The sequence below is a fragment of the Longitalea luteola genome, assembly GCF_017356035.1.
Classification (GTDB): Bacteria; Bacteroidota; Bacteroidia; order Chitinophagales; family Chitinophagaceae; genus Niastella; species Niastella luteola.
The window spans coordinates 130,142-150,068 of record NZ_JAFIQX010000002.1; the positions used below are offsets into that span (position 1 = coordinate 130,142).

Genomic DNA, 19,927 nt, shown 5'->3' on the forward strand with positions numbered 1-19,927 from the left:
TCCCTGGCCCCCTGAAGGGGGTTAATGATCGCATAAATTGACCGGAAAATGCGCATAGGGAATGCGCTTCAGCAACCCTTTTATGTTTTTCGAGCTGCGTTTTGTGTGCCGCTTTGCGTGTGGCGTGTGGCGTTTTGCGTTCCGCGTTTTGCGTTTTGCGTTTGGCGTTCTGCGTATGGCGTTTGGCGTTAACTGCTATGATCTGCCACGATCACCCAGGTTCCGTTGATCTTTCTGAAGAGAAGGTTATAATGGCCGCCCACATCGCCGATCTTTCGCTGTAAATTCCATTTGCCCACGACAAAATAAAACTCCGGCGACAGGCGCTGTACTTTTATCAGGTCAAATGTCAGCTTGCCCATGGCGTCGGCACTGCTGTAATTCTTTTTATAATTCGTCAGGGTGTTCTGATAACCATAGGTCACCCCGCTTTTTCCAATGAACATGAGGGAGTCGCTGTTCCAGTATCCTTTCATGAATGCTTCAAGGTTACCACTGTTCCAGGCCGTGGTTTGATCGCCTAAGATCTTCCGGATCGCCTGTTCATCATTGTCCTGGGCCCTTGTCTGTTGGATCAGGAAGAAGGCAAGAATGAATAACGGTAAGCTTCTCATAAATGTAGTTGTTTTTCTAAAGATAAAGCAAAGTCGACAAGTTGACGGGCTTGACAATTCATAAGGATGAACGCAGTGCGCCTGGCATCTGGTAACCGGTAACCGGTGACAAAACAAAAGCCCGAAAGAATCGCAACTCTTTCAGGCTTTCTGATCTATTACCAGTATAAAAATTACATTTTAAATTTCTTCATATACTTAGCATCCACTTCCACGCTTTTCAGCGGGGTGCTGTTATCGTAACGCTCCTGTTCTACGATATAATATTCCAATCCTTTGGCTGAACCGGCTTTCAGGATCTTTTTAAAATCAATGCTCCCGGTACCCAGGTCTACAGAGGCATCGTGCTCTTTGGCATCTGCGCCCTTTTTGCGGTCTTTCACGTGGCACAGCTTCCAACGGCCGGGGTATTTATTAAACCAGGCTATAGGATCGGCGCCGGCGGTAACCACCCAGTAAATATCCATTTCAAAATCAACCAGGTCGGCATTGGTATTTTGCATCAGAACTTCATGCGGCAGCTGGCCTTCCATTTCCGTAAAGCTGTAGCCGTGGTTGTGATAGGCAAAACGCAATCCGTTCTTTTTACAGATCTCGCCGCAGGCATTGAATTTCTCAGCAGCCTTTTTAAAATCATCAATTGATTTGTTGGCCCCGCCCAGGCTTGGACAGATCAAATATTTCATTCCTATTTCACCGGCCTGTGCAGCCTTGGTTTCAAAATCTTTATTGATATTACAATGGCTCGAAACGATGGTCATGCCCAGCTCATCCATATATTTTTTGAATTCCTTATTGGTCATTCCCCAGAACATACCGTCTTTGCCTTCATAACTTTCAATTTGCTTATATCCGAAGCCAGCTACCTGTTTCAAAACACCCTTTGGATCTTTGGGCAGGTCGCTGCGCAGGGAATATAACTGCAATCCGAACTTTTTAATAGACGCCCTGGCTTCAGCATCCTCCATGGAAAAAACGGACCTTGAAACGAGTAATCCAGAAGCCAATGTTCCGGTTGCTTTGAGAAAACTTCTTCTGTTGTACATGAAATTGGTTGTGGGTGATTAAAATCAAATACTGAATATCGAAGCGATGATCGCCTCAACATTCAGTATTCTTTATTTAAAAACGAACGATATTATAAAGCCCAGGCTTTGTCGCCTTTTTTGTAAGGAATACAGGCTTCAAAACGGCCCGGAACTGGCACATAACGCAAAGCCTTGGTAGCGCCGGGTTCCGATGTAAAGTATCCTAACAGGGTCAGCTGTTTCATCATGGTGAAATAATGCGCTGCAGCATCTTTTTCTTTCTTCTTGGCATATTCCTTTTGCTCTTTGTCGATGGCAGTCAGCAGCTCTTTACGTTGTTCAGGCGTTATTTTCATAAACCCGTTGCCGCTGTATTTCTTCTTCGCTTCTTCATTCAGCTTGTTCATTCCTTCCAGGAACACCTTCTGATCTTCTTCTTTGTAGCAATCCTTAACCATAACGGTCATGAATGTACCTACCTTGGCTTCTTTGGCGCCGGGAGTATCCGTAGCAGGAATGATGGTTTCTGCCACTTCATCGAGGTAAGCAATATCATCGGCTGTAAAGTCAACGGACTGGCCAATTTTTTTATCAGTGCTGGTGCAACCGCTCAGAAAGAATTCAGCCCCTATTACCGTTCCCCCCAACAACAAAGCAACACGGGATAAAGCGTCTCTTCTGTTCATAATTATTAATTTGAAGTATGAATCTATTTGAGAAATTGAAATTAATTTAAAGTCTTTCGATCAGTTAACCTGCCTGATAATAGTCGGGCTTCCCACATAGAACCATTATCACAACTTGTCCCGCTTTGCGGGATTATCAAATTAGCAAATTATCACATTAGCGTTACAGGTTTCCTTTCTTTAATTCACTTACCGCAAAATCAGCAGCCCGGGCCGTAAGCGCCATATACGTTAACGACGGGTTCTGGCAGGCTGATGATGCCATACAGGCGCCATCGGTATTGAACACATTCTTTACTTCATGCATCTGGTTATGTCCGTTCAGCACTGACGTTTTAGGATCTCTCCCCATGCGGGCAGTACCCATTTCATGGATACAGAATCCGGGCGGGGGATTATTATCGAATGTCTTTACATTTTTGAGTCCGGCTTTCTCGAGCATTTCCTTAGCGCTCTCCATCATGTCTTTGCGCATGATCTTCTCGTTTTCCTTAAACTCACAGTCGATGTCGAGTGTAGGCAGTCCGTATTTATCTTTCTTGTCTTTGTTTAACGTTACCTTGTTCTCATAGTAAGGTAAATGTTCACCCCAGGCAGCGATCTGCATCGTCCAGTTACCGGGCTCGGTAAGCTTTTCTTTCAGTTCAACACCAATGCCATCTGCATGATCAACGCGGCCGCGCTGGGCGCCGCCCTGGTAACCAAAACCGCGCACATAGTCGCTGCGTTTTGTTCTCTCATTGATGTTCCTGAAGCGGGGGATATAAATTCCATTTGGCCTTCTGCCATAATAGTATTGATCGGTAAAACCTTCAAATTCGCCCCGGGCGCCTACGCCATAGTGGTGATCCATCAAATTATGCCCTACCTGCTGGCTGCTGTTACCCAATCCATTTGGAAACGCATCCGAAACAGACTGTAATAATATTTGTGCAGTGCCCAGCGTAGATGCATTCAGGAAGATGATGCGTGCATAATACTCTTCTGTTTTCATGGTCTCGGCATCGAGGATGCGAACACCGGTAGCACGTTTTTTATCTTTATCATACAGCACTTCCAGCACAATGGAATTCGGCCGCAGGGTCATATTACCGGTAGCACGGGCTGCCGGCAAAGTAGCCGAGTTACTGCTGAAATAACCGCCGAACGGACAACCCTGGTGGCATCTGTTGCGGTACTGACAGGGCCCGCGGTCACCTACCTGTTTGGTATGGTTTGCAGAGCGGCCCATGATCATTACGCGGTCGGCAAAATTTTGCTTTATGCTGGCAGCTACATGTTTCTCGAGGCAATTCATTTCCATGGCAGGCAGAAACTCACCGTCGGGCAACTGCGGTAAACCATCTTTATTGCCATTGATACCGGCGAATTTCTCTACATAACTGTACCAGGGTGCCAGGTCTTTATACCGAATGGGCCAGTCAACACCATAACCGTCCTTGGCATTAGCTTCAAAATCGAGGTCACTCCAGCGGTATGATTGACGACCCCACATCAGCGAACGGCCACCTACATGGTATCCGCGGATCCAGTAGAACTTCTTGACCTGGTTGTATGGATTTTCCAGGTCGTTGACAAAGAACTTCTTTGAAACTTCATCAAAAGCATAACATTTGCTTTGGATAGGGCTGTTCTTCCTGTCTTCTTCTGACTGTTTCAAATGGTGGGGCAATTCCCAGATATTTTTCTCTGTTCCGGCGTAGTCTTTAATGTGTTCAACATTTCTACCCCGTTCCAGCACCAATGTTTTCAAACCTTTTTCGCATAATTCCTTTGCGGCCCAGCCACCACTTATTCCCGATCCGATCACAATGGCGTCATAGGTATTTTGTGCGGTTGCTTTCGTGTTCAGGTGTACGTTTAAAGAGTCTCCTGGCATCTTCACTAATTTGATAATGTGATAATTCGATAATGTGATAATTGAAATACAAGAATAAAAGACGATTTCAATGGTAATAAGGCAGCGTGTAATTTAAATATTTTTAATTGTATTTAAGACACGGGAGACTGCCATTAAGTATGCTGCCCGGACAAAAGCATTATCAAGTTAGCTAACCTGCCTGCCGGCAGGCAGGTTATCGAATTATCACATTGGTTTACAGGTTTTGTTTTTTCAATTCACTTACCGCATGGTCTGCGGCGCGGGCCGTTAATGCCATATAGGTAAGCGAGGGGTTAACGCAGGCTGCCGATGTCATACAGGCGCCGTCTGTTACATATACGTTGGGGGCGTCCCAAACCTGGTTATGCGCATTCAGCACCGAGGTTTTGGGGTCTCTGCCCATGCGGGCGGTACCCATTTCATGAATACCCATACCCATGAAATACTCACTTTCAGTAGGTTTAACTTCTTTTAAACCGGCAGCGGTAAGCATTTCCACGGCGTCGTTCTTCATATCCACCCGCATTTTCTTTTCGTTTTCCTTCAGTTCGCAATCGATGGCCAGTACCGGCAGGCCCCATTTGTCTTTTTTCGATTTGTCGAGGGAGATCCTGTTCTCGTGGTAAGGCAGAATTTCGCCGAAAGCGGTCATGCCCAGCGTCCAGGGACCGGGTTCACTCAGGGCGTTCTTGAGTTCTGCCCCTATGCTTAATTCTGCGATCTGGCGGTTCCAACCCTGGCGGCTGGCGCCACCCTGGTAGCCAAATCCACGGGTATAATCCCTTTTATCACTGCCCACATTTCTAAAGCGGGGAATATAAAATCCGGTTGGCCGGCGGCCGAAATAGTATTTGTCCTCATATCCTTCGGCAATACCTTCAGCGCCTACGCGGAAGTGGTGGTCCATCACATTATGGCCCAGTTCTCCGCTGCTGCTGCCCAATCCGCCAGGCCAAACATCGGTGGCAGAGTTGAACAATACCCAGGTGCTGTTGAAGGCGGAAGCGCACAGGAATACCAGTTTTGATTTGAATTCGTAGGTTTTATTTTCCTGCGCATCCATTACTTCAACGCCGGTAGCTCTTTTCTTGTCTTTATCGTACAATACTCTTGTTACAATGGAGAATGGACGGAGGGTTAAATTACCGGTTGCCATGGCGGCCGGCAAAGTAGAAGACTGGGTGCTGAAATAACCGCCGAACGGACAGCCCAGCCAGCATTTGTTGCGGTACTGGCAATTCGTTCTGCCGGGTAAAGGCTGCGTGATATTAGCTACGCGGCCAATAAATAAGTGACGCTGGCCTTTATAGTGCTGTTTAAGACGGGCAGCAACATCTTTTTCAACGCAGTTCAACTCCATGCCGGGTTGAAACTGTCCGTCGGGTAAAACAGCGAGGCCTTCTTTAGTACCGCTGATACCGGCAAATTTTTCAACATAATCGTACCAGGGCGCAATGTCTTTATAGCGAATCGGCCAGTCAACGGCAATCTTTTCTTTGGCATTGGCTTCAAAATCGAGGTCGCTGAAGCGATAGCTTTGACGGCCCCACATCAGCGAACGGCCGCCCACATGATAGCCCCGGAACCAGTCGAACCGTTTTGTCTCCGTATACGGGCAATCCTTTTCGTTGGTCCAGTAATTCAGGTTCGTTTCATTCAATGGATAATCCCGGTTCAATACGGGATATTCTTTGATCATTTCCTGGGTCTTACCACCGCGATGGGGAAATTCCCAGGGGGCCTTGTTGGCGTTTGTATAACCTTTTACGTGCTCGATGTTTTCGCCGCGTTCGAGTAACAGTACTTTTAATCCTTTTTCGGTTAACTCCTTTGCAGCCCAGCCGCCACTGATACCAGACCCCACTACAATAGCATCATATACATTATCAGCCATGGTTCAATCGTTTTTTATTAAATGGAAAGAGGTATTAAAAATTGAGTTGGTTTTTAAACATCACAGATCCTGATAGCTTTTTCGAGCGATGCCAGTTTATCTTCATTGGTTTTGCGGGCCGGAATGAATTCCTGCGCAACATATCCTTTGAAACCGGTATCGAGAATGGCTTTCATAATGGCGGGGTAATAAAGCTCCTGGGTTTCATCAATCTCATTTCTTCCGGGAACACCGCCGGTATGATAATGGGCAATATACTGGTGATTGTCTTTAAGCGTTCTTATTACATCGCCTTCATCGATCTGCATGTGATAGATATCGTATAACAATTTGAAATTTTCGGAGCCTACGCGTTTGGCCAGTTCAACGCCCCAGGCGGTTTTGTCGCACTGGTAATCTTTATGGTTCACTTTGCTGTTGAGCAGCTCCATTACTATGATCACGTTATTTTTTTCGGCAATGCTCATGATCTGCTTCAGCCCTTCAGCGCAATTGTTCCAGCCCGTTTCATCGTCTATCCCACGCCGGTTGCCGCTAAAACAGATAAGGTTTTTGTAACCTGCTTTCGCTACGAGCGGGATCATTTCGGTGTAGTTCTTTATCAGCTGTGCATGGAATTTTTTATCGTTCCAGCCATCTACGAGGTTTATTTCAGCACCATTACACATGGAAGAAAAGATGCCATGCTTTTGTAAGGTTGGCCAGTCTTTAGGACCAACCAGGTCGATGGCTTTGATGCCCATTTTTTTTACGGCAATACAAAATTCCTCCAGTTGAATGGACCCATAGCACCAACGACAAACGGAGTGGTTAATATTTCCTTTCAAAGTAGTTGATTTAGTTTCTCCGGGAGCGGTAAAAGAAGAAAGCATGTTGGCCGTACCCAGTGCTGCGGTGCCAGCTACCAGGTTCTTAATGGCAACTCTTCTCGATTGATTGGCCATGATGTATTATGTTAAAATTGAAATTTACAAATTGTTCCCGCAAAAACGATTAAATGTAAAACCGCAAGCGTTAAAATATTACAAAAGGTTAAGATAGTATTATTATGCGCTAACGGGCGTTAACAAATCTGCCTTCTTTCTGCCCCGCATGTAAAAAACCAATCCTGCAAATGCAAGTACCAATACGACCGGAATTATTAAAGTGGTGTCCAGTATCTCGGGACCGGCCAGTTTTTTGGCTTCGTTCAGCGTATTGGCCATTTCTGACCCGGGCGGTGCGCTGTTATAGGTTTTCAGGTCGGAACCGGCGGGTAATTTCTCGGCCAGCAGTTTATCATAATGACTTCCCATGAACATCATATAAATGGAAACGGCAAACATCCCGGCGCCGCCCATTAAATTCAATCCTACGGCGCCTGTTTTAGGAAGGTTCTCAGAAACAAATCCCAGCATCGTGGGCCAGAAATAACATACGCCCATACCGAAGATCAGCGCTCCTACGAATACCATATTCCCGGTTGTATGGCCAAGCAGGTAAATTCCACAAGCCGATAATATGGCGGAGATCAGCAGCACACCCTGCGGCGACAGCTTATGCACGACCGGCTCGGCCAGTCCACGGCCAATGACCATTACACCGGTTTCCAGGGTAAGTATTAAAATAGCGTTATCAGTAACATTCTTTAATAACACATCGATCCACTGACCGGTGAACAATTCAGTGATCGCCGTTCCGAACATGCAGATGATCATGAAGATGAACAGCGGGTTCAACAAAGATTTATACATTTCACCGGTTGATACTCCTGCAGCCACCCGCTCGGTAACCGGGAATTTCAACCGGCTTACCATATAACCATAAATTAATGTTGGAATAAGCATGACTGCCACCTGTATCTGCCAGGGTTCCATACCCGCAATTGGTCCGATGCCGGCTTTATTATATAAGAATACGATGAGCGTTCCGATAACAATACCACCGGGAAACCAGAGGTGAAAGTGATTCAGCTTGGTGGTTTTATTATCCGGGTAAATAGCTGCCACCAGGGGATTGCAGGCCGCTTCAACGGTTCCGTTAGCAATTCCTATTAATAATGTAGAGAGAAATAAGGTCCAGTAACCGTTCGCAAATACGGTTAATATAATACCTAACAAATGGAAGAGGCAGGCGAGCAGCAGGAGCCTTTTCATGCCGATGATGTCTACGACCATTCCGCCGATGATCACGGCCAGGGGAAAACCCCAGAATGCTGTAGCTGCAATAGTGCCTAATTGAGAGGCATTGAGATTAAATTCTTCTCCTAACTGGTTTAAAATACCTGCGCGAATACCGAATGATAAAGAGGTAACTAAAAGAGCTAAACAACTGGCCCAGAAAAGCTGGCCGCGATGTATAGTTGGCTGTTGCATGGCAAGAAATCTTTTTGGTTTAATATATGGTTCGTAATTGATAATTTTTAAAGTTTTTACCGAACCACCGTAACTTTATCGAACGCAATTGTAAATTCGTTAGATTCACAAAAGCATGTAAATGTAATTTTTTATTTTAAAACAAATCCTTTTTCACATTTTCTAATTTCAATTTCATGAACAGAAAATTAAGAATGGGAATGGTAGGTGGAGGCAAAGATGCCTTTATCGGCGCTGTTCACCGCATTGCTGCTAATATGGATGGCCTTATAGAGCTCAGCTGTGGGGCGTTGAGCATTAATCCAGAAACGGCTATCGAATCCGGTAAAATGTTATTTCTGCCCGAAGACCGCATATATACCAAATATGAAGATATGATCAAGGCAGAAAGCCAGTTGCCGGCCGATAAACGCATGGATTTTGTAACCATCGTAACGCCCAACTTTGCTCACTTTGCACCGGCTATGATGGCGCTTGATCATGGCTTTCATGTGGTGATAGAAAAGCCAATGACCTTCACCCTCGATGAAGCTAAACAGTTAAGCAAAAAAGTGGAAGAAACCGGTTTACAATTGTGCTTAACACATACGTATTCGGGTTACCCGATGGTTAAGCAGGCCCGCGCTATGGTACAGGGCGGTGAATTTGGCAAGATCAGAAAAGTATATGTAGAATACCCGCAAGGCTGGTTAAGCCGCTTGTCGGAGCGCGAAGGCAATGCCCAGGCTGCCTGGAGAACCGATCCGAAAAAATCGGGCAAAAGTGGCGCCATGGGTGATATAGGAACGCACGCAGCTCATCTCACAGAATACATCACCGGTTTAAAGATCACTCACCTCTGCGCTGATCTGAATACAATGGTAGAAGGCCGTCACCTCGATGATGATGGTAACGTGCTGTTGAAATTCGATAACGGGGCTGCAGGTGTATTGATGGCCTCACAGGTAGCCGCTGGTGAAGAAAATGCTTTGAAAATTCGGGTATACGGCGAACGTGGCGGCCTTGAATGGGCACAGCACGAACCCAATACGCTCATCATTAAATGGCTCGATCAGCCCACACAGATCCTGCGCGCCGGCGCCAACTACACTGGTGTGTTGTCTTCTTTCGCCACCCATAACTGCCGCACTCCGGGTGGACATCCGGAAGGTTACCTCGAAGCTTTTGGTAATATCTACCGCAACTTCGCATTGACGCTGTCTGCGCACATCGATGGCAACCAACCTACCAAAGAAATGCTCGACTTTCCGCGGGTAGACGAAGGCGTTCGTGGTATGGCGTTCATCGATAACGTAGTTAAGAGCAGCGCCAGCAAAGAAAAATGGACATTGTTTGAAGTGTAATTGGAAAGCACCATATACGAGGAACCAAGAACCAAAAAATAAATACCAAACGCCAAATGTCAGAACCATTTTGATTTGAGTTTTTTTGGAACCTGAAGTTTGAGTTTTAGACTTCCCCTTTGGAGTTTGCGATTTGGGATTTGAGATTTTTTTGGTTCTTGTTATTTGTGATTTGGAATTTCGGTGTTGGGATTTCGGCAATTTCGAGATATAGCGGAAACTGGGATTTGAGCAAATCTCGAAATCTCAAAACCTGCCTGCCGGCAGGCAGGTCTCGAAATCAGAAATCAGAGATCGTGTTTTGAAATTTATTTAATCACCTCAAAGCGCTTTAATGAAGACGTTAAAAGGACCCGGATTATTTCTGGCCCAGTTCATGGGCGATCAGCCTCCGTTCAATTCACTGAAATCAATATGCCAGTGGGCAAAAAGCCTGGGATTTGTCGGTGTTCAGATACCTACCTGGGACAGCCGCTGTATCGATCTGCAAAAAGCCGCTGAAAGCAAAACCTATGCTGATGAAATAAAAGGCATCGTTAACGAATGCGGCCTCGAGATCACTGAACTGTCGACCCATTTGCAGGGACAGCTGGTAGCTGTTCACCCAGCATACGATACCCTGTTCGATGGCTTTGCTCCTGAAAAGTTCCGCAATGATCCAAAGGCCAGAACAGAATGGGCTGTTCAGCAGTTACGTTATGCGGCCAAAGCTTCGCAGAACCTGGGACTGAATGCGCATGCTACCTTTAGCGGCGCGCTGTTATGGCCTACAGTATATCCCTGGCCACAACGCCCTGCCGGATTGGTTGAAACAGGATTCAAAGAGCTGGCCAGTCGCTGGCTGCCCATCCTGAATGAATTTGATGAGAACGGTGTTGACCTTTGTTATGAGATCCACCCAGGTGAAGACCTGCACGATGGGATCTCTTACGAGCTCTTCCTGCAGCACACCAACAATCATCCACGCGCATGTCTGCTGTATGATCCTTCCCATTTGGTATTGCAATGTCTCGATTACCTGGAATACATCGACAATTACCATGAACGCATCCGCATGTTCCATGCAAAAGATGCCGAGTTCAATCCTACCGGTAAACAGGGCGTGTATGGCGGTTACCAGAACTGGATCAACCGGGCCGGCCGTTTCCGTTCACTGGGTGATGGCCAGGTAGATTTTAAATCTATCTTCAGTAAGCTGGCCGCCTACGATTATGCAGGCTGGGCTGTGCTGGAATGGGAATGTTGCATCAAACATCCGGAAGACGGAGCCGCTGAGGGAGCTGTATTCATTAAAGACCATATTATACGCGTTACCGAAAAAGCTTTTGATGATTTTGCCGGTACCGGCAGCGATGAAAAATTTAACAGATCGGTATTAGGATTAAAATAATGTAATTTGCTAAATATATAACTTGCACAATTCTGAACTTAAACTTTTGTTTCGATGAAGAAATTAGTTGTTTTTGCTGCTTTATGTACAGCTATGGTGGCTTGCGGTTCCGGCGACACCAACAAGGGCACGGAAGATAAACCGGCCGACAATGCCAGTACTGCACCTGCAGCCGGCGCTCATGAAAAAGGCCTGGAAATGATAGGCGCCCTGGATTGCACCACCTGCCACAAGATCAGCGAGAAAAATATCGGTCCTGCTTATACCGAGGTAGCAAAAAAATATGAAGCAACTGAGGAAAATATTACCATGCTGGCTGATAAGATCATCAAAGGGGGTTCAGGTACCTGGGGTACAGTTCCCATGACACCACACCCTGCACTGAGTGCAGATAGCGCCAAGGAAATGGTACGCTACATTCTCTCTTTAAAAAATCAATAACATCTCTATAGCCCCTGCTTCTACAAAAGCAGGGGTCTCTTTTTTAGATGAATTGCTGCCAATACGTTTACCTTTTATACTGAATACAAACATGAAACGCCCGGGCAAATTTTGTCGCGGCCCGTTTCTGGCTGAAACACAATCAATATATTTCAGATGAAAAAGTTTATCATCGCCTTATTCCCGGTTATGGCCCTGGCCTGCCACACCGCCAGTAAAACCACCGATGGCTCAAAGAAGGCAACAAAAAAAGATGGCTGGCAGGTGTTGTTCGATGGCAGCTCAAAAGACAACTGGCATATCTACAATAACAAAACAGACGGCTCGGCCTGGAAAGTGCAAAACGGCATTTTATATCTTGATCCCGCTGCTAAAAAAAGCGGCGCAGGTGGCGGCGACCTGGTTACCAATGAAGAGTATGAAAACTTTCATCTGAAACTGGAATGGAAGATCGATTCAGCTGGTAACAGTGGTATTATTTTTCTTACCCAGGAAGATCCCAAATATGGCCAATCCTATTTGACCGGTCCTGAAATGCAGATCATTGACAACAATGGTCACCGCGACGCAAAGATCAATAAACATCGCGCCGGCGACCTGTATGATCTCATTGCCAGTGCACCCGAGAACGTGCGTCCCTGGGGCCAGTGGAACGAAATAGAGATCGTTATCAATAAAGGCAAACTCGATCTGTTTCAGAATGGCGCCAAAGTGGTTTCTACTACCTTATGGGATGATAACTGGAAACAACTGATTGCCGGCAGCAAGTTCAGGAACTGGGCCGGTTTCGGCATGTTCCAGAAAGGCAGGATCGCCCTGCAGGACCATGGCAATGGCGTATCGTTCAGAAATATCCAGATCAAACGGTTATAATTCTCTTTTCACGAAAATCATATTTATGCGCACAACTTTTGCTTGCCTGTTATTTGCCGGTGCAATCGCAGGAACGATGGCCGGTTGCCAGGATGGAAACACCGGTACTGAACAACCCGGTACGGATACAACTAAAACAGATACCATGGCTGCTGCTCCCGCTGATATGAACAACCGCCTTACCGATGAAGAAAAAAATGCCGGCTGGCAATTGCTCTTCGATGGCACCTCGAAAGGCAACTTCCATGTTTTTAATAAGAGAAGCGATGGCTCCGCCTGGCAGGTCACGGATGGCACGCTGCACCTTGATACGACCAATCTGAAAGATGGCAAAATTACCGGTGGCGGCGACCTGCTCACCAATGATGAATACGAAAGCTTTCACCTGAAGCTGGATTGGAAGATCGCTCCGGGTGGCAACAGCGGTATCATGTTCTATGTGCAGGAAGGACCTTCTTTCGGCGAAACCTATCATACCGGCCCCGAGATGCAGGTACTGGATAATGCGGCTCATCCTGATGCAAAGATCATCAAACACCGCGCCGGCGATCTGTACGATCTTATCACCAGTTCACCCGAAACAGTAAAACCGGCTGGTGAGTGGAACCAGGTAGAAGTGATCTCCAATAAGGGAGCCCTGGAATTTCATTTGAACGGCACCAAAGTACTGAGCACAACCATGTGGGATGATAACTGGAAGAAAATGATCGCCGCAAGCAAATTCAAACAGTGGAAAGGCTTCGGCACCTATAAAAAAGGAAGGATCGCTTTACAGGACCACGGTAACGCCGTCTGGTACCGGAATATCAAGATCAAACGATTATAAGAAGTATTTTTATAACTGTGCCACACCTACAAGGTGTGGCACAGTTATATTTACACCTTCGGAAGTTTATACCCGTTATGGTACTCCTTCATCAGGTACTCACTATTGATCTTTTCATCGGTGAATTTTCCATTCACTTTATCCCATACCAGTCTTTGTCCGCTTCTGAATGAAATATTGCCCATTTGCGCAACAGTAGCTACGTGAGCGCCCGCCTGTATGGAACAATTCAGGTCTTCCATCTTCCTCGACTTCACTACCTCAATGAAATTCACCCAGTGATTATTCAGTCCGTTATCGGAAGGTTTTACAAATGACTTGCTGGCTTTATTAGTGCTTTGCGGTTCTTCCAGCACTTCCCAGCCGCCGCGGTACAACACGAGTGTGCCATTGTTGCCAATAAAGGCAATACCGTGATTTTTGCCGTATGACCCGTTGTCGATGCCCATGGCAGAGTCCCAAACCAGGTTGAACTTATCAAATTCATACAAGGTGGTTAATGTGTCTGGCGTTTCCTGGCTCAGGTCGGGGTAAGCAAATTTTCCACCGAGTGCGGCAATTGATTTGGGCACATCGGCATTCATACCCAGCAGCGCATAATCGAGCAGGTGCACACCCCAGTCGGTCATTAAACCACCTGCATAATCCCAGAACCACCGGAAATTGAAATGAAAACGGCTGGCATTGAAAGGTTTTTTGGGAGCAGGTCCCAACCATGCTGCATAATCCACGCCGGCCGGCGGGTTACTATCGGGCACAACCGCCGCGGGTTTCATCCAACCCTGGTAACACCATACTTTTACGGTTCTTATCATGCCCAGTTTTCCGCTTTGCACGTATTCAACCGCATCTTTAAAGTGTTGCTGGCTGCGTTGCCACTGGCCCGCCTGAACCACTTTATTGTAGCGTTGCTGCGCAGCTACCATGGCCCGGCATTCTACAATGGAATTACCCACCGGTTTTTCTACAAAAACATCTTTGCCCGCTTCGCAGGCATGGATCATTTGCAGGGCATGCCAGTGATCGGGTGTGCCCACAATTACGATGTCAATATCTTTCTGTTCCAGCAACTGGCGGTAATCGGTGTAGGTCTTCACCTTTGCAGCGTCGATGTTCAATTTGCCGAGCTCGCCTTTTCTTTTGTCCAGCACATTTTTGTCAACATCGCACAAAGCCACCAGGTTAACCCCCGGCACTTTCAATGCTGCATTTACATTAGCCCATCCCATGCCATTGATGCCGATGGCGCCTACCTGTAACTGATCGGAAGGAGCGATGCGGTTCTTGAAAATGGCAAATGTCTTATTATCGAGGGCTGACAATATGGTTCCGCCGGCAAGCAAAGTGCCCGCCTGATGTAAAAAACGCCTGCGATGCATCATAGTAAATGGTATTAGAAATTATAATAGGATAAACAGTTTATTTAATGATGTTCTTCTTAAGGTAGGTTATGCTTTTGGCGGTACTGTTTAACGGCGGACCGGGACATTCATCCTGTTCCACAAAAAAATATTTCATACCGCTTTGTTTGGCGTAGTTGAAAATCTTTTTGTAATTGATGACGCCGCTGCCTACTTCGGTAAAGTGCTTTTGGGGTGTATTATCCATGTCCTTTACATGCCACATGGTATAGCGGCCCGGGTGTTTGGCAAAAAAGGCCAGCGGGTCTTTTCCGGCTTTGCTTACCCAGTAGATGTCCAGCTCAAAAAATACCAGTTTAGGATCTGTTTCTTTTAAAAAAATATCGAACCCTGTAGTTCCGCCAACCGTTTCAAACTCAAAATTATGGTTATGGTAGGCCAGCTTCATGCCGCTGCTTTTGCAGATCTCTCCTGCTTTGTTAAGGGCTGCCGCAATTTTTTTATAGTTGTCGGCATCCTTGCGGTATTCTTCTTCGAGCCAGGGAATAACAATAAATTCCTGGCCCAGGGCTTTGGCATCTGTTACGGCAGGTTTCCATTTTTCTTCCCAGCCGCTTTGTAAGAAGATACTGGCAGGAAACGTATGTCCGCTCGGGGTTGACAAGCCGTTTGCCTTTAAGGTTGACCGCAATTCGGCGGCGCTCATACCAAACCATTTGCCGTCGCCATAGCCGTAGGTCTCAACGGTTTTATAGCCCTGGGCAGCAACTTTGGCCAAAGTGCCTTTTGCATCTTTGCTCATTTCATTACGGAGGGTATAGAGCTGGAGACCGATCTTTTTTGGTTCGGCAAACCATTCTTCTTTAGTAATTAGCAAACTGGCGGTAAGCAGGGATGATTGCCTGAGGAAATCCCGACGAGTAGGCATAACAAATCGTTTTAGGGAGTTGAAATTACTTAAAAATCAGGTACTCCCCAACCCCTGAAGGCAAGTAAAGCGGTCGCTTGCAAAATGCAAAGCCAGATACCGGTTGCATAGCTTTTTGGATGAGCAGCTGCAAAGAAAGAACCGGTTACTGATGACCGAAGTAACCAGTTACCGGTTTTATAAATTTATACATTTAGTAAGGTATGAAAATCCAGGTAATATCGCTAGTCTTCTTCCATTTGCAACAGCAGATCCTTCAACTTTTGAATATGCTGGCCATATAGTTTATTAATGAGCCAACGGTTGAAAAAATAGGTGCTTACAGCCACCACGGCACCTATGGAAACAAACAAGATAAAAAAACGATGATTGCTGATGTGGGACGCTAAAGGCATTTGCGAAACAGCCGTCTCGGCTTCAAACGGCACATCATTCAGGGGTGGAGTAACCGGCTGGCTGTTATATAAAATAATAACGCCGGCTGCAAAATACGCCAGGGGTGTAAGTATGGTGCCGGCAACAAAATAAAAGCGAACGTATTTTTCGAGCGTAACCAGCTGCTGTTTCAGGTTTGATCTTACTTCACAGGCCACGCACTGCATTTGTTTCAGCAGCTTATTTTTATGGTAATAATAGAATAAAAAAGCGCCGCCTACCAGCCCAAGCAATACCCCCAGTTCTGGATAAAGCCCCTGGTACAATACAATATTCCATATGGTCACGGAATATATGATCACAACGGCGATGAGCTCGCGGTTGAGGTTACGCTTTAATTTGGCAATGGTACCTTGCGACCGTTTTTGCAACATGGACGTAACAGGTACTTCACGGCCTGGTTGAAGATCTTTATCATCCAGATTTTTCCAGATATCTTTCAGGCTATCTAACTCCATGTTCTACAGTTTTTGTGAGTTTACGTAATTTTTCCTTGATGCGGTTCATTTTCACGCGCAGGTTATTCTGATTGATCCCCAAAATATCTTCCATTTCTTCGTAACTCTTGTCTTCAAGGTACAGCATTACAATAGCCCGTTCTATTTCAGTAAGATGGTTAATAGCTTTATAAAGTTGCTGTAACCGCTCTTCTTTTTCGTTACTGTATTGAATGTCCTGTATCTCGGTTGGCAATAATTCGGGTTCTACGCTTTTAATGATCTTTTTTTGTTTACGCAGGTCAGATATGGCAGTATTGAGTGCAATACGGTACAGCCAGGTGCTGAATTTAGAATCGCCCCTGAACCGTGGGTACGCGCCCCATAATTGTATCACGATCTCCTGGAAAAGGTCCTGTTTATCGTATTCGGATGTACAATATAAATTGCACACCTTATACAACATAGCGCGGTGTTGGTGCACCAATGCCACAAACTCATCCTGGTTAAGTTTTGCCTGCAATTGGGTTGGTTTTAGCGGAAAAGATACCAAATTGGTCGCCGAAACACCTAAAAAATTACAGGCGAAGACCTTTTTTTGCTGAAGTCTTAAATCAGAAGTCAGGCGTCGGAGGTCAGCCGTCAGAAGATCCCTCTCTTTTCAGCCTTCAAAACTTTTCTTGCATCTGCCCTCCAGCTTCCGGCCTCGGGCTTCCGACTTCCGGCCTCCGATCTCCGTTTTCAGACCTCAGATTTCCGTAATTTGCATGCTTAATAACCTGATAACTAGCAATGAAGAAAATTTACCATCTTGGCACCTGCACCACCTGCCAGGCAATTATCCAGGAAACCGGCATTGATAAAATGGGCTTTGAGCTGCAGGATATCAAGACCCAACCCCTAACCGCCGCCCAGCTGGATGAAATGAAAGCCAAAACCGGCAGCTATGAGTCGTTGTTCAGCCGCCGGGCCATGAAATACAAGGAAATGGGCCTAAAAGACAAATCCCTTGGTGAAAATGATTACCGCCAACTGATCCTTCAGGAATATACTTTCCTGAAAAGACCGGTTGTCTTCGTAAACGATCAAATATTTGTAGGCAGTGAAAAAAAGACGGTAGCTGCGCTAAAGAGCGCTTTAAGATGATCCGTTCTTCAATAGCGACATGCGCAGTGCTTCAAAATTTATTACGTTCACCTTTACCATGCCCGGCTTACCGGCATAGTCAGTAGCTGAACTGTATAAATAATGTTCAGGACTGCTTACTATTCCATCGCGAATGGGATTTTCATGAATGTACAGAACCCTTTCCTGTAATTTATACACCTGCTTGAAGTCGATAAAAGATGGATTGGTACAGGTTTGCCACAATTGGAATTTTTCAATCTTTTTAAGGCTCAGGCTGGAGCCTTCAAACCGTTGCAGCATCCATGACCGGCGAAGATCAGGCTCTATATCAATAGCCTCGAGTATTTTAGTTGTTGTATATCTTTTAAATTCCTTTTCTATCATGGCCAGGCCCGAACCTTCCTGTGCCCTTCCCAGCAGATGTAAATGGTTAGTCATTAAAACCCAGGCGTATATCGTGAACTTCCTGGCCTGAACACAATAGTTTAGTGCATCAACAATGATCTGCTTGTACGTTGGTCTTATAAACACATCTATCCAATCTACCACATTAAAAGTCAAATAAGAACAATCCTGTTCCTGGAAGCCCTGGTTTTTATTTTTATTAATCATAGGAGCATTGCTTTATCAATGGTTCATTAATAAGCGGTAAGCCGGTTGAATAATAAAGCTGTATTGTTAATTGATTACGGGTGCGGAAAAACGTACAATCAGGTCAGAATTATGATCAAAGACAAGGGAATGTAATATACAAAATGTTGTTTAGAAAAACGCCGGATGTTAATACCTGTTCAACAATAATAATCTTTTTCATAATCCTTTTTATTATGAGCCATCGCTGTAACGATATGGCTAACGTTGAGACACAATAATAGCACACCCGGCCAATTAAATGGTAATGAAACCGGCCGGTATCAAGATTGTAAGCTTATTATTGCAGGTGTACGGAATTAATGGAATCCTATTGCCAGGCGGCCAGCTTAACCCGTTGCTGGGGATGGGCGCTGCTGTAAACATAATGATGTGGGTCATCAACAAGCCTGGTAGTGACCGGCAGATTCTTCACCTCCGTTACGTGATGGGCAAACAACTCCGTGCTGTCCAATATTACCGGATGGTTGCCAAATTGCCAGAAGTGATGCTCCGCATCGTGTTGATACCGGTTACTGTAATAAGAGAACAATCGCATCATCCATTCCTTACGCTTTTCGTCGGGATTCTCCGAGATGCATTTGAGGATCTGCTTGGCAGTTCCGTTCTTGAATTCCCGCAGAACAGTGGAAATGTGTTTTTTCTTGGACGAGGCAATGATCGTTATATAACTGGGCATTAACACGTATTCATAGACATGCAGGTTTTTGTTGTCAATACAATTGTTTAGGTTGTCAATTAGTATTTCACAATAAGTGTGGCAGGTGAAAACGTCTATCCAGCCTGAAACACTTAATGTTACATAATAAGAGCCGAAGGGTGGGGGTTTTTCGTACATTCATATAAGGTAGTAAAGTTTTGCCATTTAATCAATCCTGCATCAGGTCTTTGTTGTAAATGCCAGTATTTTTGACACGGATCAACTAATAGGTACTACAATTCAATGTTTTACCCCAATAAAAATCGGCAACACCTCCTGCCCGTCACCTGAACCGAAAAAGTTAGCATTACCAATACAGCACGCGCATCGCATACTTGTCGAGCCTGCCTGTATTTCGTCGACCAGCGCTTTTCATCTATCCTTTTTCACTTTGTCTACGGTTACCGGCATTCTAACAGGGTATTTGCCCATACCAGCCACTTTACCATTGGCCGGCCCTTTTGTAAAATAGCTTTACTGGGTAAATATTCTTTGATGCAAATCGTTTAGCCATGAAAAAGCAATCGTTAGTAACGTTACTTGCTGGTCTGTTGATCCAGGCCATGCTGTTTGCCCAGGATAAAAAGCAGGCGCCGCCGCCATGGGCTTCCGACAAAGGATGGTGGATGGTTGAAAGTAATATCCATACGCCCAAACAAAACACCGTTTACTTCTTTAACAACGATGGAGTGCTGGTGTACAAAGAAAGAGTGGAAGGCAAACGCATCGATCCGGCTAAAAAAAGAACCCGCATGCACTTAAAGCGGGCACTCGAAGCATCGCTACTGGCCTGGGAAGAAAAGCACCAGTTTAGGGAAAATGAGGCATTTGTAAGGAATAGTCTGATGGAAAATAAGTAGTCCCAGAGGTTTGAAGCCGGAGGTCTGAGGTCAGAAGTCTGATGAATCCGCAAACGTCAGACTTCCGATACTTTTGTCGACGAAAAATTGCAGTAC

20 protein-coding genes are annotated in these 19,927 nt (G+C 45.6%); 7 read left to right on the forward strand and 13 right to left on the reverse strand.

Going from position 1 to position 19,927, the window contains the following annotated elements; all coding sequences use genetic code 11:
- Nucleotides 1–188: 188 nt before the first annotated feature.
- From JUB15_RS04675 to JUB15_RS04705, 7 genes are all read right to left on the reverse strand, one after another.
- Nucleotides 189–614, reverse strand: coding sequence for a YybH family protein (locus JUB15_RS04675; protein WP_207511171.1), 426 nt, complete (start codon nucleotides 612–614; stop codon nucleotides 189–191).
- A gap of 173 nt (nucleotides 615–787) precedes the next feature.
- Entirely contained in the window at nucleotides 788–1,660 is an 873-nt protein-coding gene (locus JUB15_RS04680) for a sugar phosphate isomerase/epimerase family protein (protein WP_207511172.1), read from the reverse strand.
- Between the two features lie 92 nt (nucleotides 1,661–1,752).
- A complete protein-coding gene (locus JUB15_RS04685; RefSeq protein ID WP_207511173.1) occupies nucleotides 1,753–2,328 on the reverse strand; it encodes a gluconate 2-dehydrogenase subunit 3 family protein in 576 nt (191 codons plus the stop codon).
- A 163-nt stretch (nucleotides 2,329–2,491) separates the two neighbouring features.
- Nucleotides 2,492–4,207, reverse strand: coding sequence for a GMC oxidoreductase (locus tag JUB15_RS04690; RefSeq protein WP_207511174.1), 1,716 nt, complete (start codon nucleotides 4,205–4,207; stop codon nucleotides 2,492–2,494).
- 217 nt (nucleotides 4,208–4,424) lie between these two features.
- A complete protein-coding gene (locus JUB15_RS04695; RefSeq protein WP_207511175.1) occupies nucleotides 4,425–6,104 on the reverse strand; it encodes a GMC oxidoreductase in 1,680 nt (559 codons plus the stop codon).
- Nucleotides 6,105–6,157: 53 nt separating this feature from the next.
- Nucleotides 6,158–7,048: a hydroxypyruvate isomerase family protein gene (locus JUB15_RS04700; protein WP_207511176.1), complete on the reverse strand. Its 891-nt coding sequence runs from the start codon at nucleotides 7,046–7,048 to the stop codon at nucleotides 6,158–6,160.
- 102 nt (nucleotides 7,049–7,150) lie between these two features.
- Entirely contained in the window at nucleotides 7,151–8,458 is a 1,308-nt protein-coding gene (locus JUB15_RS04705) for an MFS transporter (protein ID WP_207511177.1), read from the reverse strand.
- 176 nt (nucleotides 8,459–8,634) lie between these two features.
- Between JUB15_RS04705 and JUB15_RS04710 the strand changes: the two genes are divergently transcribed.
- From JUB15_RS04710 to JUB15_RS04730, 5 genes are all read left to right on the forward strand, one after another.
- Entirely contained in the window at nucleotides 8,635–9,801 is a 1,167-nt protein-coding gene (locus JUB15_RS04710) for a Gfo/Idh/MocA family protein (protein ID WP_207511178.1), read from the forward strand.
- A gap of 334 nt (nucleotides 9,802–10,135) precedes the next feature.
- Nucleotides 10,136–11,191: a sugar phosphate isomerase/epimerase family protein gene (locus JUB15_RS04715; protein WP_207511179.1), complete on the forward strand. Its 1,056-nt coding sequence runs from the start codon at nucleotides 10,136–10,138 to the stop codon at nucleotides 11,189–11,191.
- Between the two features lie 54 nt (nucleotides 11,192–11,245).
- The gene (locus JUB15_RS04720) at nucleotides 11,246–11,632 is read left to right on the forward strand and encodes a c-type cytochrome (RefSeq protein WP_207511180.1); all 387 of its coding nucleotides are present in this window, start codon (nucleotides 11,246–11,248) and stop codon (nucleotides 11,630–11,632) included.
- A gap of 156 nt (nucleotides 11,633–11,788) precedes the next feature.
- Nucleotides 11,789–12,505: a 3-keto-disaccharide hydrolase gene (locus JUB15_RS04725; protein WP_207511181.1), complete on the forward strand. Its 717-nt coding sequence runs from the start codon at nucleotides 11,789–11,791 to the stop codon at nucleotides 12,503–12,505.
- A 25-nt stretch (nucleotides 12,506–12,530) separates the two neighbouring features.
- The gene (locus tag JUB15_RS04730; RefSeq protein ID WP_207511182.1) at nucleotides 12,531–13,331 is read left to right on the forward strand and encodes a 3-keto-disaccharide hydrolase; all 801 of its coding nucleotides are present in this window, start codon (nucleotides 12,531–12,533) and stop codon (nucleotides 13,329–13,331) included.
- Between the two features lie 50 nt (nucleotides 13,332–13,381).
- On the opposite strand, the gene JUB15_RS04735 is transcribed toward JUB15_RS04730, so the two are convergent.
- The 4 genes from JUB15_RS04735 to JUB15_RS04750 all read right to left on the reverse strand — a co-directional run bounded on the left by JUB15_RS04735 (nucleotide 13,382) and on the right by JUB15_RS04750 (nucleotide 17,015).
- On the reverse strand, nucleotides 13,382–14,713 hold the full coding sequence (locus tag JUB15_RS04735; RefSeq protein WP_207511183.1) for a Gfo/Idh/MocA family protein: 1,332 nt from the start codon (nucleotides 14,711–14,713) through the stop codon (nucleotides 13,382–13,384).
- Nucleotides 14,714–14,750: 37 nt separating this feature from the next.
- Nucleotides 14,751–15,620, reverse strand: coding sequence for a sugar phosphate isomerase/epimerase family protein (locus tag JUB15_RS04740; RefSeq protein WP_207511184.1), 870 nt, complete (start codon nucleotides 15,618–15,620; stop codon nucleotides 14,751–14,753).
- Nucleotides 15,621–15,844: 224 nt separating this feature from the next.
- Nucleotides 15,845–16,513, reverse strand: coding sequence for a hypothetical protein (locus JUB15_RS04745; RefSeq protein ID WP_207511185.1), 669 nt, complete (start codon nucleotides 16,511–16,513; stop codon nucleotides 15,845–15,847).
- Nucleotides 16,500–17,015, reverse strand: coding sequence for an RNA polymerase sigma factor (locus tag JUB15_RS04750; protein ID WP_207511186.1), 516 nt, complete (start codon nucleotides 17,013–17,015; stop codon nucleotides 16,500–16,502). The genes JUB15_RS04745 and JUB15_RS04750 overlap by 14 nt, the downstream gene beginning before the upstream one ends.
- 269 nt (nucleotides 17,016–17,284) lie before the next feature.
- On the opposite strand from JUB15_RS04750, the gene JUB15_RS04755 reads away from it, so the two are divergent.
- Nucleotides 17,285–17,638 carry an arsenate reductase family protein gene (locus tag JUB15_RS04755; protein ID WP_207511187.1) on the forward strand — a complete coding sequence of 118 codons (354 nt, stop codon included), beginning with the start codon at nucleotides 17,285–17,287 and terminating at the stop codon, nucleotides 17,636–17,638.
- Here JUB15_RS04755 and JUB15_RS04760 read toward each other — a convergent pair.
- Both JUB15_RS04760 and JUB15_RS04765 read right to left on the reverse strand, forming a co-directional pair.
- Complete coding sequence (locus JUB15_RS04760) at nucleotides 17,630–18,232, reverse strand: transposase (protein WP_207511188.1); 603 nt, start codon at nucleotides 18,230–18,232, stop codon at nucleotides 17,630–17,632. The genes JUB15_RS04755 and JUB15_RS04760 overlap by 9 nt on opposite strands.
- Before the next feature lie 349 nt (nucleotides 18,233–18,581).
- Complete coding sequence (locus JUB15_RS04765) at nucleotides 18,582–19,109, reverse strand: hypothetical protein (protein WP_207511189.1); 528 nt, start codon at nucleotides 19,107–19,109, stop codon at nucleotides 18,582–18,584.
- A 374-nt stretch (nucleotides 19,110–19,483) separates the two neighbouring features.
- Here JUB15_RS04765 and JUB15_RS04770 point away from each other — a divergent pair, with 374 nt between their 5' ends.
- Nucleotides 19,484–19,831: a thioredoxin domain-containing protein gene (locus tag JUB15_RS04770; protein ID WP_207511190.1), complete on the forward strand. Its 348-nt coding sequence runs from the start codon at nucleotides 19,484–19,486 to the stop codon at nucleotides 19,829–19,831.
- The last annotated feature ends 96 nt before the right edge of the window (nucleotides 19,832–19,927 follow it).